Source organism: Yersinia sp. LJYL362, assembly GCF_048323875.1.
Genome location: NZ_JBLWEX010000282.1, coordinates 1 through 16,063, shown reverse-complemented (window position 1 = coordinate 16,063; position 16,063 = coordinate 1). Strand labels below are relative to the sequence as shown.

The following is a 16,063-nucleotide window of genomic DNA, read 5'->3' as shown; positions in this document are numbered from 1 at the left end:
TGTCAGTTTTTGCTTTGCATACCGACTGTTTTCAAATCAACACCCGTTTGCGAATGCTGAGTGCCATTCGAAGAGAGGGACAAGCCGGTGTTACTGATGCTATTACCGGTGGTAGACATGCTGCTACCGGTGGTAGACATGCTGCTGGTCTTGGTGCTGAGATCATGAATAGTTCTAGACCGACCAATAAAAGTAGTGCTGAAACTAATGCCCGTCGTAGAGACTGAACTCCCCGTAAAGGATACCGTGCTCCCGGTAGTCGACCTGCTACTGCCTACCATGCTGGTAGTGCTGCCTGTGGTACTGTGACTGACCCCCGTAGTGGAGATAGTGCTACCGGTAAAGCCAACACTGCTGCCAGTAAACGATTTAGTGCTGCCGGTCATGCCCAGGGAGGAGCCAGTTTGGCTCATACTCTGGCCGACAATACTGGTGGTTAAACCGACCATAGAATGGCTACTGCCGGTCATGCTATTACTGGTGCCCACAAAGGAAGAACTGCAACCTGTCCGACTGATAGTCACCCCAGTACTACTGTTATTGACCCCCGTAAAGGAGGTAGTAGCCCCGGTAAACGAGGTGCCGACACCGGTAAACGAGGTATTGACTAAGGTGCAACTCACTCCTACGCCGACGGTACTGACACTCATGCCGTTTAAAGATAAACTGGCTCCGGTACTGGAGATATTTAGTCCAGTGGCAGAGACATTCATACCGGTCACCGAGAAGTTAACGTCTTTATAAGAGACGTGGTTACTGATCCACTCTGTGGCGGTTCGTTTTACCGTTTCATATTTATCCTGCCCCACCGCCGTAGAACTGTTACGTTCGACGGTTTTTTGCAAGTCACGCTCAGCGTGCAGCATGATGCGTTCATTACCGCGATTATCATCAAAGGTGAGTTGACTGGCATGCTGTGGCTGCCCAAAGCGCAAGGATCGGGAGACAAAACCCGAATAGTTAATATGTTCGGGTAAGCGATAAGGCGGTGGGTTTTCACCGTTATAGACGATCCCGGTGACCATCGGGCGATCCAGATCACCATCAATGTAGCTGATCAAGACTTCTTGCCCGACACGAGGCATCGCAAGGACTCCCCAGCCTTTACCGGCCCATGCCTGCACGACGCGAATCCAGCAGGAGCTATCGTCTTCGGTGGTTTTGTAGCGATCCCAATGAAAGTGAACACGAATGCGAGCAAACTTGTCGGTATGAACTTCTGACTCACGTGCGCCAACTACCGTTGCGCTTTGTAAACCTGAAACCTGTGGATGCGGTGTCACACATTGCGGGCGGTAAACAATGTCATCGTTTAATGCTTTAAAACGGCAGAGAATATTGCGGCCTTGACTGTTACTGTCCGGCCCATCTTGCACAAAACTGTAATCACAGCTGATCAGCTTAAATGCACGGTTACGATGACTATCAGGGTGCTGTACCAAGGAGAAAGAGCGGCCTACTGCCAATCCTGTGGCGTTACTTTCACCCGACAACATTTGCCCATGGCTCTGAATGGCTTCAAGGCGTAAACGGGCAATATTTTCACCATGTTGAGTATCGGTGTAACCCGCCCCATAGCCATACCATTCCAGTGGCACGTCTTGAAGAAATTGGCGACTTTCTTCTATATGGGTTTGCAAGGTATTGCGTGGATTACGGAAATCAAAATCACGTAATACTACTTCACTTGAGTGGATGCGCTGCGAGCGCTGAATGCGTTGTATCCCCTCACGGATCGCCCGCATTTCCTCACTATCAGGCAGGAAAGTGAGTTCTGCATACGGCTCTTCCAGTGTTGGAAACTGCTGTTGGTCGGTAATAACCAAGGTGTGTTTATCGTCTTGATGTTCGAAGTAGTACCAAACACCTTCATCCTCCATCAGACGATTAACAAACGCGAAATCCGTTTCTTCAAATTGCACGCAGTATTCACGCGAGGGATAGCTACTCACAATATCAAATCGATAGTCAGCAAAGTTATAGCGGGAAAATATCTGCTCGATGATATCGATGATGCTCAGATTTTGGAAAATTCGGCAGTTACGGTTTTGTTGTAAAAACCATAGCCAGGTACTCAGTTCAAGGTGATAAACAAATTGATTTTGTCGTTGCCCTTCATCACTCCCCGCCACTACATAGGTAAAAAAGGTTCGGTAACCAGCAGAGTCCGGTAATTCAATCTTTACCTTGATGACTTCTCCTAACAAGCTAATCAGATCAATATCAGCATCTGCCGCCTGAAAATCCAGGCTATACACTGGATTACCCGAGAGCCGCTCTTCCGTAGTGAAACTAAGAGGAAAGGCATCCAGACCTGATAACACGTCATTCTCTATCTCAATTAATGGCATAACGGCCCCGTTTAAAATTAATGTGCACTCATACCAGCCCAAACATCAGTTACGCGAATTCAATACTCAGTTCTGTTTCTTCAACCAACAGACGTATCTCTTTCAGCGGTTCAGCCTCGTGACGGCGCTTCAAAACTTCATTTCCAACAATAGGAAGTATTGTCTGGCGCAAAAGCTCTTCAACAGCACGGCCATGATTGGGATGACTGCAAACTCTGGTGGCAACCCATGCAGGAATATCCCCCTCGATAATCAAAGAGGCACCGATTTCATCCCATAAACGCTGTTGTAAACGTGAAAGGTGATAAGAGGCTATTTGCGCCAGAGCAGCTTGATCCAATGGGATATAGGGAATGATATTGACTCTGGCTAACAGCGCGGGAGCAAAACAGCGCAGCAAAGCGTCGTACACCAGAGGTTTTAGTACCGCGGGTTTAATATCGCTTTCAGCGAGGTAAGCCTGTTCGATCTCTTCAGCCCCCTGATTGCAGGTAAGCAGAATAAAACATTGGCGGAAACTGACCAAACGTCCTTCGGCATCCTCCATCCATCCTTTATCGAAGACTTGATAAAAAGCATCCTGAATATCAGAGTGAGCTTTATCAAACTCATCGAGCAGAATAACGGAATAGGGTTTGCGTCTTACTGCTTCCGTTAATTTCCCTCCCTTGCCATAACCGACATAACCTGGAGGCGCCCCTTTCAGCGTGGATAAGGTGTGTGCTTCCTGGAACTCATTCATATTGAAGGTAATAAGGTTATGGGCACCTCCGTAGAGTGTTTCGACCAATACATTGGCGGTTTCCGTTTTCCCCGTCCCAGTGGAGCCGGCCAATAAGAAGATTCCCAGCGGGCGGTCTTGCGACTGAATACCTGCCCGAGCGATGCGTATTGCTTGTGAAATCTCTTTGATGACGTTCTGCTGCCCAAAGATACGCTCACCAAGCCGCTGTTCGAGATTCAACACACACTCGATATCGTCCTGCAACATTTTGCCGGAAGGGATACCGGTCCAGTCAGAAAGAACAGCGGCAATACTCTGCTCATCTACCCAGGGATAAACCAAAGGTGTGCCCTCTTGTAGCGCGAGCAGTTCAGGCCAGCGTGCATGATCCGTCATCATGCCATGATTTTTGCTCTCGGGAATAACCTCATTAACTAGCTGTTTTTCGTTGTAATCACGCATTTTCAGGGCCGTCAATTCGCTTTCAATCGTGTGAATTTGCGTCTCGACTTCAGTTAGTCGCGGCTCGATAGTCGCCCCAAGCTGTTGTTCCCGAATCAAATAGTGATGCTCCGTTTTGAGTACATCCAGTTGTGCCGATAATTGCTCGATCACTTGTGGCTCGGCGTGCTGGCTAAGGGCGACACGCGCGCAAGCCGTATCCAGCAGACTGATCGCTTTATCGGGCAATTGTCGGGAAGGCAAATTACGCAATGACAGACGGACAGCAGCAAAAATGGCACTGTCACGGATAGTGACGTTATGATGCTGAGCAAAATGTGGTGCAATGGCCCGTAGCATATTGACGGCGGTAGACTCATTCGGCTCACCTATCAGTACCCGCTGGAAGCGGCGAGTTAAGGCTGCATCCGGTTCAATAAACTGTTTGTATTCTGACCAGGTCGTGGCAGCGATCATGCGCAGCGCCCCTCTTGCGAGCATGGGTTTAAGCAGATTTACAGCATCCCCAGTACCCGCTTGCCCACCCGCACCGACCAGCGTATGGGCCTCATCACAAAACAGGATAATCGGAGTATCGGATTGGCTAATGCCATCAATCAGGGATTTAAGGCGCGATTCAAACTCACCCCGCATACTTGCACCCGCCTGCATTCGCCCCAAATCCAGGGAAAGTAGACGCGCGCCCTTTAACAACGATGGCACATCGCCGCTGGCTAACTTCCGGGCCAAGGCCTCAACGACTGCCGTTTTACCGACTCCCGCTTCCCCGACCAAAATGGGATTGTTCTGACGGCGACGCAGCAAAATATCGATAACCTGACGCAATTCAGCTTCTCGACCAATCACAGGATCGATATCACCGGCTTGTGCTTGCTGGGTCAGATCGTTACACCACTTGTTTAGTGCAGCCTGAGTTTCTGTTGACGAGCTGCTCTGCGTTTCCGAAGCCAATGCATCGCCTTTCGGAACATCGTCCGAATACTCAATAGAATTACGCAACAGATCCTCATATTCCTCTGCAATTTTTGGAATCGGTAGTTTTTTAAACTCATCACATAGACGATACAACCAACGCTGATGTTGTGTGTCTTGCAGCAATGCCAACAAAATATGCGAGGTACGAATAGGAGAAAGTGACCCCATTAATTGGCTCATCACCAGCCCACTTTCGACTGCCGCCTCAAGTCGTGATGACAAATCTTGTACCGAGACTTTCGTGACCGGCATATGCTGAATAATGTGATCAAGTTGAGTTGAGATAATTTCCTGATTGAGGCCGTAATGCGCCAATAACATAGGGAAATCACCATGCGGCTGGTCCATTAGAACTTTCAACCAATGTTCTAGCTCCACATACTCATGTCGATAACTGCGGCAAAGTCGAGTCGCTTCAACAAAAGTTTTATAAGCAAATGCGCCCAATCGATTAAAAAGACGTTCACGTTGATACACCGTTATCGCTCCCATAAGTTAGGTAACTGTTCTATAAATTGGTTGTATGCGCAGTGCTGAATCTGGTTTTAACCAGCAATGGCGGCTAAGGGTTCCCCCTCCCAGGCGACAGGCCATATTGGGGGAGGTTTTTATGATCAATTGCACATCCAGTACCATTCGGTAGCGGACAAAGTCATGACAGATACGCACCAGGGTGTTGATACGTTCACTATTCCGCTGGAAATCTAGATATTGAGGGGCAGAGACCGGGCCAATAGATAACACCAGGCTATGCTGCACATCGAAAAAGCGACGACCAATACGCGTACTACCTAATCGGCCCATACGTTGGTTTTGCTCATTGCGAGAATCATCAATCCACAGCCCTTTACGAGCCTCAATACGGGTAGGAACAGCAAAATATTGGCTCAGAATTTCCTGTAGCTTGCGCAGTGAACCTCTACCCGGCAGATATGCCCCCGGGAAACAGCGTCTGATCCGCTCTACATGTGGATTCAATGCTTGTTGAGGAGTCAGGCCGGCCAACTGACATAAATGATGCATAAAGGCGTTTTCTGACGCTCGATCATGGCCCACAGCTACATGCATTTGGGCCCATGCTCGATAATACAAAATCGCCATTCGTTGGCTGAGGATGCCGGCAAAATGCTCAAAGGCCAGGTTACGTTTAGATAGCGCCTCATTGCGGGCATGCTCGGTAATATGTATCGGCAGTGGCCCGTAAGGAGCAAATAACCCAAAGTGGCGACAGAAAATAGTAATTTCCGACAGACGATGTCGAGTATTCAGTGTTTGTCGAACATCACTCACTTCACGCGGAGCAAAAGACATATCAGCGGGTTGAATAATGCGTAGCCGCAAATTACTTTTATCTCCCAGAGTGCCAAGGCGGTTTTGCTCCGGCGTGGCGCGTTCAATCCGACGCAGTAATTCAAAAAAATCCTGGCTGGCCGAAAGACCAGGCAGAAAAGTACTATCCTTGGGCTGGAGGTTAGTCATAACTGACAGGACCCCATTTAGCGAAGGTCTCACCATCTAGTTGCATATGCATCCTCAGGGTTTGCCCTAACTCACAATATTCTGATAAGGCGTGATGCAGGATACGGGCGAATAGAAAGGCGCCTTTGTCACTATGGTGGCTGCTGCTGAAATTCAAGGTGGCTTCAACCCCTCGACCCCAAGCAATAGGTCCTGGTGCAGCATGGCGCTCAAAGTTATGAACCATGTTGGCGTGAATAAGGCTGGTGATCCTTTTGTATTGATTCGCCTCTTCAGGCAGACAAAATAGCGACAACCAATCTTTCAGCATCGGTGAGCAATCTGCAATTTCCGGTAGGGCATAGCGCAGTGGATTATTAGCAATCAGTTGTAATGCCTGCCAGGCTTGAGCCATATTTGGCACCCCCTGTGGTTTGGTCGGATGGCGAAGCATTTCTACCTGCCCCACCGGGAGGGCAACTTCCAACTGAAATTCCGGTTGTTGTAACTGACTGGGGACTAAGTGGCGTTCACAGACCATTGCCTCGATGGATAAAGATTTTACGTGATCGATATCTACGCCACTGGCCCCGGGGGAAATGGCAATAAACACACTGTCATGTGGTAATGGGGAATTTTTTGCCCGGTTTTTATCGGTAAACTCCCGACGGCGGCGGATACTGTAACCCGCGACATTATCATCATCATCAAAGCGAGCATGTCCATGAAGGGATGAGAATGGCACGCTACTACCTTCGGTCAACAAGCCGTTAACCCCCATAACATGATGAATCTCATACAAAGAAGGATTAAGTGGATCAACCACCACGGGATATTCTGTATGTTCTCCATTAATAAGTACCGGACTACAGCGACGTTTAAACAGGTTTATAATCGGCGTCGCAAACAGACGGAAGTCGTCGCTATTGACCCTTCCAATCAAATGTAATGGTCGCTGGTCAAGAACAAACAGGATCTCGAAGCTATGGACGCCTTCTCCTTGTTGCAAAAAATCATTGATGCCCTGTAATTCGAGATCGAAAAAACGTGAAGGTGCAGCGAAATATTCCCGCAGTAAACGACTGCCTGGCAGCTCACAGATCCCCACCGGCAAGAGAGATTCTTGCTCATTCAATCCCCCCTGGCAAAGATGTTCTTTCGTGAGAACCTTGATCAAAGGTTCACCCTTTGTGCTGGCCCATAAAACAATACGCAGAGTATTATTCAGCAGTGTCGTGAGTAACTGATTTGCATGGATAGTACCCGCAGCCAGAGTCAGATTCATAGGTGAAAAATTCAGGTCTGACAGGGAAGCCACGCCCTGTGTCGTTAAACGCAGCCGTACATGAGCCTGTCCAGCCTGCAATTGCTGGGCAACTATTTGTGGAAAAGAGGTAGGCGGCGTGCTGGCACACTCAGCACTCTCAATGGTCAATGGTTGTATATTCAGATTGCGGCCAGTCGAGAAATTTGCCTGCCGATTATTTAACGAACTGTCGCTCAGTGTTACCCGGCTGCCTTTAGGTAATACAACATGCGAATGCCATTGCGGTGAGGTGAGGTCTGGGATCAACGCAATAGTGGCAATCGAAGGTAAAGGGGTATACCAAAGTGGTGCCAAACGCCCAAGCATTTGCAGAGCGAACTCGGGATGTTCGTTGTTCAAGCGCTGTTGAATACGGGAACTGAGGAAGGCCGTGCCTTCGAGCAGTCGTTCTACGAAAGGATCGAGCACACCATCTGCGTGTAATCCAAGATGTTGAGCGACTTGCGGATGCATATGGGCAAAGCGCTGCCCATCCTCGCGCAAATAACGCAACTCTTCGTTATATAAAGCCAGAAAACTTTCGTTAAGCATGACTACTGTCCCTGTTTTATTTCTACTCGTTATTTAAAGAACACGAACCATTCCGTAGGAGTAATCAAGTGCGATGCGTAAATTCACTAAATGGTCTTCACCAGGCAAATTACACCGAGCATGGATGTCAAAAAGAATGGCGAGCACCCAAGTTTGATCTTTATTAATTAGTGGTACTACTTTGATAGAACGGGGGTCCAAACGTGATTCAAAGGTGGCGATAATTCGCTGTATATGTCTGGCCAACTCCATCAAATCGGTGTGTACAGGGACTTGCTGGCTGAGTGAAGGCAAGCCGTAATTCAGTACTGAAATTTCACAATACGGATAGTGTTTCAACTTCAGTCCGGCACTGTGGGCCGAGTCATTCAATAATGATTCGATATCGCGCAAAATAACATCACGCCAATGCGGCAATCGTGCGTGTTCATGGCGGAGACTTAATTTGTCGAAAAGTATCGGCGCTGAAATATCCATAATTGGCCCTATCCTATAGTGAAGACTACTCTCCTCATCCGAGAGTAGTCTTAATGCATTACTGACTTAAATACGGGCGTTCAATTTCAGGTCGTAGCCCGATTTAATTACAGCTCCCATAGAGCCATCATTTTTTTGCTCTTTGTATTCAACTTCGATACGGGCAAAGTTAAGGCTGATGGCATCTGTTGGCAGCACAGTACCGGTTTCTTCCAGCTCGCCTTTGCCAAGAGGCATATTGCCGACAGTCTTGAAAGAAGAAACCAGGCAGTTACTGAAGGTGACAGTCAGAAAGTCTTGCTGACCACTGCCTGATTTACGGCACACCAATTTAGCTTGGGGAACGTGCTCACCCGTTGCACACATTAAGAATAGTTTTGGTGATGCCTTGTTACTGACCATGCGGAATTCAAAGTCCTTCATTTCGACTTTTCCAGAACCACCACCACTACCAAACCCCCAGCGTCCCGCGTTTTCCTCTGCCCATTGCCAAGCTTGTAACTGAATCCAGCCAGCATAATTCTGGTCAGGGGATTCACCTTCTACCCCCTCGATCTTGAGAAAGTAATCGACTAAAGCTGCCATTTTTTCACTCCTGAATTAATGTCATTAATGTTGGGTTAAATCAGTTTTCGGCAATCAAATATTGCCTTAATCAAAACCGTAGTGTTCGTCTGAACTATCTTGTACCTCCTTGATATTACTATTGTTTATCTTATTGGCGCTCTTTCAGATAAAGAGTGGTATTAAAAAATTTACTTTGTTTCACCTTCTTTGCTGGATGGAAGTTTAGAAACCAGTCGTAGGGAAACGGTCATACCTTCTAGCTGATAGTGAGGACGCAAATAGAAGTGGGCACGGTAAAATCCAGGGTCATCTTCAACATCTTCCACCTGCACTTCAGCCGCAGCCAATGGGCGCTTAGCTTTAGTCGCTTCTGTTGAAATTGAAGGGTCACCATCGACATAGTTCATCAACCAGTCGTTAAGCCAAACTTGCATATCATCCCGTGAGCGGAATGAACCAATCTTGTCGCGTACAATACATTTGAGGTAATGAGCGAAACGACAAGTAGCAAATATATAAGGCAAGCGGGCTGATAATTTGGCATTTGCCGTTGCATCTGGGTCGTCATAATTGGCAGGTGAATGCAAAGTACAGGAGCCAATAAATGCGGCAAAATCAGAATTTTTCCGGTAAACCAGAGGTAAGAAGCCAGCACTGGATAACTCGTTTTCACGACGGTCAGAAATAGCTAACTCTGTCGGACAAGTGAGTTCATATCCCCCCTCATCAGACGGAAAAGCATAAGCCGGGAGTTCCTCTACAGAACCGCCAGATTCAATGCCACGGATCCGCGAGCACCAACCATATTCATTAAAGGCACGGTTGATATTGACGCCCATGGCATAGGCTGCGTTGGCCCAGGTAAAGTCCTCTGTCACATAAGGACTGACCACTTCTTCAAAGGAGAAATCATCAATGGTGTCGCCTTTCGAACCATACGGCAGACGTGAGAGAAAGCGTGGTAGCGTCAGTACCAGATAACGGGAATCATTACTTTCACGCAAACGACGCCATGGCGTATATTCAGGGGTGGTGAAAATTTTGCCAATATCCCGAGGATTCCCCAGTTCTCTCCAACTGTTCATTTGCATGATGCTCGGAGATGAAGAGGCAATGAAAGGACAGTGAGCCGCTGCCGCGATCTTGGCTAATTCAGTTAATAGAGCAACGCTCTGTGGACTGTGATCAAACTCAAAATCGCCAATCATGCAACCAAAGGGTTCTCCGCCAAATTGCCCATATTCATGTTCATATATCTGTTTGAAGATCGGGCTTTGATCCCATGCAGAACCCCGATAACGGCGCAGTATTTTTGCTAACTCATCCTGACTGATATTAAGTACACGGATTTTTAATGTTTCATTAAATTCTGTATTATTAACAAGATAGCTAAGACCTCGCCAAGCGGACTCCAGTTTTTGGAACTCTTTATGGTGCAAAATATGGTTCATTTGCTCGGAGAGTTTTTCGTCAATTTCAGCGACTAAAGACTCAATAGTCAGCACAACATCACGGTTGACTTTTACCTGGCCTTTATTAACGTATGCAGCAAGAGTACCGATAGCTCGGCGCACAGTGGCGTTAGCTTCGTTAGTTCTAGGGCGAAAAGAGCGTTTTAAAATATCGTCTAACTCGTTTTCGACAAAACCGACAGCGACATCGAGTGTGTTATTGAGCTGGGACTGCGGCATGTTCTCCACTATTATTCTCCGTCTTCTGCTAAAGCATCGTGTTCTTCACTGAGCTTCGAAACCGTTCCCTGTACATCCGTCGCCAGACTCTGTAAAAAGTCTGGTTGTTCAAGTAGCTGTTTAACCACTTCTTCTGCGCTGGTTTTACCGTCCATATAGGTAATCAACTCAGCCAAATGAGTCCGCGCCTCAAGTAATTTTTCCATTTGGGGAATACGCCGAGCTAATGCCCCAGGGGAAAAGTCATCCATTGACTCAAAATCCAGTTCAATATTGAGTAACTCGTTATCCTCACTTAAGGTGTTATCCACGTAGAATTTAAGACGCGGCTTAATTGCTCTCATCCGTGCATCGAAATTATCTTGGTTAAAAGTAAGAAATTTACGCTCTTCAACAGCAGAGAGCGGTTTTTCTCGATGACCAGAAAGATCAGCCATAACACCGGTAACAAAAGGCAACTCTACTTTTTTGTTGGAGCCATAGATTTCGACGTCATATTCAATTTGCACTCGAGGTGCGTTATTTCTTCCAATAAATTTTTGCGAGCTTGAATCTTTAGCCATTTAACTGTCCTTATCGAAACGGTGGGTTGTTTTTCCCGGCTAGCTGTTTCAATGCAATAACAGCCTCCGGTAGAATTTCTTCAACAATGGAATAGAAATCCATACCTATCATCTCCTTGGTGCGGTAAATGAATATGGGTGCTGGATGACTTGGTTCGTAGTATTGGAAATATTCCAAAATACGGTCAAGCATCATAATTACCTCTTGCCTGGAGCTAATTCTTTTATCATTTGAACTTAAATATGCAATTTCATAATCTTCATTAACTTCCGATTTACTATCAGAAAGTTCAGAATAATCACGTGGCAGTTCATTTAGTAGTGAAAGTTGGAAAATATTTTTTTTAAAAAAGCCCTGTAATAAATTACAATTGAGTTGATACCCGTCGCTGCATTGATTTGCATAGAGTGAAATTTCCTCTAGAAATCTATCTATTCCTGATAATTGCTCTTGTAAACTAGGCAAGCAATTTTTCTGAAAATAATTATCAACTGTTATTAGCAATGAAGACGGTGTAATAGAATAACATTCCTGACCACTTAATGTGGGCTCAGTAACAATCATGTCCTGTAAAGTATAGGAATATTCTTCTATGATGCGCATCTCTTTAATCTCTGCAATACAGTGTGTCGTAGCTAACCAGCCTAAAGCAGCGGCATGGCCACCATTAAATGGCTCTTCCTCTGACTGTGGGTAGATAACAGCAGAATTATCCTTGATTAGTTGACTCAAGTTCATCAGACTCTCATAGAGAGCGAAAATACCTTTATTTTGAATGTTTGCTCTTATCAACCAAACTATTACACGCAGGTCAGAGCATTGATCTAGTAATTTGGTTGCTAGTTCATTAATATAATGCCAATTTATATTTGGAGGCTCATGCGAGCGAGAAAGAGGGTCCGCAGACTCATCTAATTGAGATAATATAGACTCAATTTCTCCATATGCCGGGTCATATTCAATGCCAAATGATGCCTGAGGAAACGTATTGAACATGTTATTTACCATCCGTTATTTAAAATAAAAAAATGACACAATCCCTCATTAAAACAAACCATTGCCGTGATTAATTTAAAAGTCAATAGTATGTGATGAATAATCACTTCATCCTTCGGCATGCATTAATAAATAACTCTATTCAGACAATATAAATAGGGATAAAGTTATTGTTAGTTATTTTCACCCTTTATGAGATCACAAAATTCACATAACTATTATAACTTGGACGAATCCCCACCAGAGGTTACTGAGTATGAAAAGGAATATCTATAATGACTTCGCATGGGAGTGCTTGCGTAGGAACCCACAATATATCAGAGATTGGGAATTTTTCATGAAGAATAACCATGAAAAAAAAGAGCCTTCTCAAGGTAAATCTGAATTTATTCAATCAGAGTTGGATTTAAATGCAGAACATAAATGGGGATTGATGAAATATATTTCGCCCTACGACTCTGATCCAGTAAATGTTTTTTGGTCACTAAAATTAAGTAACCGTTCTGTCAGAGTCACATTAAACAATACTGGAAAAATTAAAGGAGGATATACTTGGGGGGATATGTCAAACCAGCCTGGAATTGAACATAAAATCCTTCGAATGCATGATGATTCATTATGCGTGAAAATATTTAATCAGAATGCGTATTTTCAACTATTTATAGAAAGCACAACGGTGTTGATGGAGGACTCAAATCTCTATATTCCATTCCACCTTGAATCTGATACTTTTTCTAAAAATATTGAGATATTGCAGAGCATTGTTAACCATAAAATAGAAGTTGAAGCTAAAAAAGAGGAACAATACTTGGGCCTACTAAAAACTATAGATGATAGAAAAAAAGGCTTCTCACATCGAGATATAGCATCAAAAATATTTGGCAAGGAACTAGTTAATAATGAATGGTCAGCAGATAGTTGGGTAAGGGCAAAGATTCGCTATCGCATAAAAAAAGCGAATAAACTTATAAACCACGGTTATCTTGATTTTCTCTAGAGATCAGCCAAGTATATCAATTGGTTGGTAATGCCTCCAATTAGTAGAACATGTATTTTTCAATTGTAGTAGCACACTAAATTTGGCCACCTGAATAGAGGTGATATCATCACCTCATCGTCAAAACAGGTGACACAATGAACAGAAGTAATAGACGTAATTTCAGCCCTGAGTTCAAACTTGAAGCCGCCCAACTTGTACTCGATCAGTATTACACCGTGGCTGCCGCTGCTACGGCAATGAATGTCGGTAAATCCACCATGGATAAATGGGTTCGCCAGCATAAAGAAGAGCGGGCTGGAAAGTCCCCAAAAGCCTCGCCAATGACACCCGAACAAATTGAGATACGCGAACGCAAGAAAAAGCCACAACGTGCTGAAATATAAAAATATATATTAAAAAAGGCTACCGCGCTCTTGATGTCAGACTCCCTGAACAGTTCTCATTAGTTGAGAAATTCAGGGCGCGGTTTCCTGTTGCCGTTGTGTGCAACGTGTTTGGGGTCCATCGCAGCAGTTATCAATACTGGCGGCAGCCAGAGAGGCCTGATGCCACACGGGCGGCATTACTCAGCCTTGTTCGTGAAACTCATCGCGAAAGTCACGGCTCCGCAGGTGCGCGTAATATTGCAGCGATGGTCACCACCAAAGGCGTAAAACTGAGCCGCTGGCGGACAACAAAGCTAATGAAAGAACTTAATCTCATCAGCTGTCAGCAGCCTGGCCATCGATATAAGAAGGCGTCTAAGGAACACGTAGAGATCCCAAATTATCTGGGACGCCAGTTTGCAGTAACAGAGCCTAATCAGGTCTGGTGCGGTGATGTGACTTATATCTGGGCGGGTAAACGCTGGGCTTATTTAGCCATTGTACTTGATCTGTTTTCCCGTAAACCGGTTGGTTGGGCGATGTCATTTTCCCCGAACTCTGCACTGACAGCGAAAGCGCTGTCCATGGCCTGGGAAGCACGAGGAAAACCCGCTAATTTATTGTATCACTCGGATCAAGGTAGCTACTATACCAGCAGGAATTTCAGGCAGTTACTGTGGCGCAATCAGATAAAGCAAAGCCTGAGTCGCAGAGGGAATTGCTGGGATAATAGCCCGATGGAACGTTTTTTTAGAAGTCTGAAAACGGAGTGAGTGCCGGATAATAGATACGTGTATTTTGCGAAGCCAGCATAGCGATAACGAATGACATCACGGGATATTACAGCCAGCTCAGACCGCATCAATATAATGGTGGTTTGACGCCGAATGAGTCAGAACGATTGTTCTGGAAAAACTATAAAGTCGTGGCCAGTTTTTGTTGACCACTACAGGGTGTACTAATCAATGAGGGGCAGGTCAAACAAACGAAAGAACGTTATCACCAGTGAACAAATATAAATTGTAGTTGCACCTTTGCTACCCATGAAACTGTTGATCGGATAATTGTTAAACTGGAGGAAACAAAACCAGTGCCACCCCATCCGAGTCGTAATAATCAAGCCGTGTTTTGGTATTAAAAGAAGCCTGCGCAAGCGGTTTTTTTCGCTACGATTAGCCGAACACCAGAATATCCAGCGATATTTTAACTAGAAAAAAAGCCAACTCGAAAGTTGGTGTAATATTTGGAGTGCAGACTTTATACAGTAAAAATGATATAAATAGACCAACAGATAAAGGGAATATAAGCAGAAAAGATACTATTTTCATATCAGTATATTTTTGATGTAACTGATTGTAATAAATGGAAAATGAATATTTATAACTCAATAATCATTAGTAAAATGCAAGCCGATAAGATTTTTGCTCTGCGGCTTGAGCAGGCATTGCAAGGAGTTAAACAACAGGTTTTAGAGCAGGCGAAACTCTAGATATGGGGGTAACTCGACTGAGCTTTTACGCATCGTGTTTTACCTCAAATTATCAAGATGTATGCGCCAGTCAGAAGCAAGAAGACATTCGCTTCATGGAAGCTCTAGTCCAATTGTTACAGCATAATGATATCATTCGTGAAATGGTCGCTATCTATGTAGACCAGTTTTTAAAAGGTGTTAGAGAAGAGCGTATTCCCCAAATCCAAAGATTGCTCAGTAAAATGGGGGCTGATATTGCTTCCACATCAATGAGTAATCAGGCATTTAGCAGCGCTATAACTGCATCAGTCTATTACAGCGTGAGTATGAAGTTATCAATAGACAGTAAGCTGAATAAGATTTCTGCCATTGCAGTAACCGCTACGGGATTGTATGGGCATGTACAACAAGCGGCTAATGCTGCCCAACGACTGAAAATGCGAAACAAGCCTTATTATGTGGCGTTATATAGTCTGAAACTGGAAATGTTATATTTTCTTATCGAACCGGTCATAAGTAGAAATGATCATTTTTTTAGACCATCAATGGCAACAGATAGCGAAGTAGCCTCTGCAATCATGGGGATGATTCGTTAATGAAAAAGTTCTTCAAAGATTGGCTGGGAAGGCAGCTCCGATATTTTTTCACTGCCTATGTGCCTGTTATTTGCATCATTATTTTTGGCATGTTGGCGGTGTCATACTGGCCTGATTATGCTTGGGGTTCTACAGTTACTTTCGCTATTGTCGTTCTGGCGGTGACGTTCTGGCTTGTATAGACAATAATTTACGTCAGGTCGGTTACGATGCTCTAATATTATGCTTCCTTCTTAGCGCTATCCCCCCGTTTCAGGTTCTTCAGCTTTTCATTTAAAAGCAGTTTTACTGCTAGCTGCATCGCCATTTTATCGCCATCGCCATTTCAATCAATAAAAAAGCCAACTCGAAAGTTGGCTTAATGTACTGATTTAACAGCTTAAATTTGGTGGCCCCTACTGGACTTGAACCAGTGACCAAGCGATTATGAGTCGCGTGCTCTAACCAACTGAGCTAAGGGGCCAAACTTGGACGCTGATTATACGGTAGTTTTTATCCTGCGGTCTAG

General features: G+C 45.0%; 12 protein-coding genes, 1 tRNA gene and 2 pseudogenes. 5 read left to right on the top strand and 10 right to left on the bottom strand.

Annotation, left to right across the window (positions count from 1 at the left end):
- Positions 1 to 2: 2 nt before the first annotated feature.
- The 9 genes from vgrG to ACNSO8_RS18560 form a co-directional block, all read right to left on the bottom strand.
- On the bottom strand, positions 3 to 2,351 hold the full coding sequence (gene vgrG, locus ACNSO8_RS18600; RefSeq protein WP_418395499.1) for a type VI secretion system tip protein VgrG: 2,349 nt from the start codon (positions 2,349 to 2,351) through the stop codon (positions 3 to 5).
- A 49-nt stretch (positions 2,352 to 2,400) separates the two neighbouring features.
- Positions 2,401 to 4,989, bottom strand: a complete 2,589-nt coding sequence (tssH, locus tag ACNSO8_RS18595; RefSeq protein WP_418395498.1) for a type VI secretion system ATPase TssH — start codon at positions 4,987 to 4,989, stop codon at positions 2,401 to 2,403.
- Between the two features lie 18 nt (positions 4,990 to 5,007).
- Positions 5,008 to 5,991 (bottom strand): type VI secretion system baseplate subunit TssG, encoded by a 984-nt coding sequence (tssG, locus tag ACNSO8_RS18590; protein ID WP_418395497.1) that lies wholly within the window; start codon positions 5,989 to 5,991, stop codon positions 5,008 to 5,010.
- Positions 5,984 to 7,828 carry a type VI secretion system baseplate subunit TssF gene (gene tssF / locus ACNSO8_RS18585; RefSeq protein ID WP_418395496.1) on the bottom strand — a complete coding sequence of 615 codons (1,845 nt, stop codon included), beginning with the start codon at positions 7,826 to 7,828 and terminating at the stop codon, positions 5,984 to 5,986. Before tssF ends, tssG begins: the two co-directional genes overlap by 8 nt.
- A gap of 33 nt (positions 7,829 to 7,861) precedes the next feature.
- Positions 7,862 to 8,305, bottom strand: coding sequence for a type VI secretion system baseplate subunit TssE (locus ACNSO8_RS18580; protein ID WP_418395495.1), 444 nt, complete (start codon positions 8,303 to 8,305; stop codon positions 7,862 to 7,864).
- A 66-nt stretch (positions 8,306 to 8,371) separates the two neighbouring features.
- Entirely contained in the window at positions 8,372 to 8,890 is a 519-nt protein-coding gene (locus tag ACNSO8_RS18575; RefSeq protein WP_418395494.1) for an Hcp family type VI secretion system effector, read from the bottom strand.
- Positions 8,891 to 9,060: 170 nt separating this feature from the next.
- Positions 9,061 to 10,563, bottom strand: a complete 1,503-nt coding sequence (gene tssC / locus ACNSO8_RS18570; RefSeq protein ID WP_418395512.1) for a type VI secretion system contractile sheath large subunit — start codon at positions 10,561 to 10,563, stop codon at positions 9,061 to 9,063.
- Between the two features lie 11 nt (positions 10,564 to 10,574).
- Positions 10,575 to 11,126 carry a type VI secretion system contractile sheath small subunit gene (tssB, locus tag ACNSO8_RS18565; protein ID WP_418395493.1) on the bottom strand — a complete coding sequence of 184 codons (552 nt, stop codon included), beginning with the start codon at positions 11,124 to 11,126 and terminating at the stop codon, positions 10,575 to 10,577.
- 10 nt (positions 11,127 to 11,136) lie between these two features.
- Positions 11,137 to 12,123: an ImpA family type VI secretion system protein gene (locus ACNSO8_RS18560; protein ID WP_418395492.1), complete on the bottom strand. Its 987-nt coding sequence runs from the start codon at positions 12,121 to 12,123 to the stop codon at positions 11,137 to 11,139.
- 256 nt (positions 12,124 to 12,379) lie between these two features.
- On the opposite strand from ACNSO8_RS18560, the gene ACNSO8_RS18555 reads away from it, so the two are divergent.
- The 5 genes and pseudogenes from ACNSO8_RS18555 to ACNSO8_RS18535 all read left to right on the top strand — a co-directional run bounded on the left by ACNSO8_RS18555 (position 12,380) and on the right by ACNSO8_RS18535 (position 15,737).
- Positions 12,380 to 13,120, top strand: coding sequence for a DNA -binding domain-containing protein (locus ACNSO8_RS18555; RefSeq protein ID WP_418395491.1), 741 nt, complete (start codon positions 12,380 to 12,382; stop codon positions 13,118 to 13,120).
- Positions 13,121 to 13,257: 137 nt separating this feature from the next.
- Positions 13,258 to 14,431: pseudogene (locus ACNSO8_RS18550) on the top strand (IS3 family transposase).
- A 39-nt stretch (positions 14,432 to 14,470) separates the two neighbouring features.
- Positions 14,471 to 14,626, top strand: a pseudogene (locus ACNSO8_RS18545) (ogr/Delta-like zinc finger family protein); the annotation flags it as partial.
- Between the two features lie 353 nt (positions 14,627 to 14,979).
- On the top strand, positions 14,980 to 15,555 hold the full coding sequence (locus ACNSO8_RS18540) for a hypothetical protein (protein ID WP_418395490.1): 576 nt from the start codon (positions 14,980 to 14,982) through the stop codon (positions 15,553 to 15,555).
- On the top strand, positions 15,555 to 15,737 hold the full coding sequence (locus tag ACNSO8_RS18535) for a hypothetical protein (RefSeq protein ID WP_418395489.1): 183 nt from the start codon (positions 15,555 to 15,557) through the stop codon (positions 15,735 to 15,737). Before ACNSO8_RS18540 ends, ACNSO8_RS18535 begins: the two co-directional genes overlap by 1 nt.
- A gap of 204 nt (positions 15,738 to 15,941) precedes the next feature.
- Here the strand turns inward: ACNSO8_RS18535 and ACNSO8_RS18530 are convergent.
- Positions 15,942 to 16,018 (bottom strand) — tRNA-Ile (locus ACNSO8_RS18530).
- Between the last annotated feature and the right edge of the window lie 45 nt (positions 16,019 to 16,063).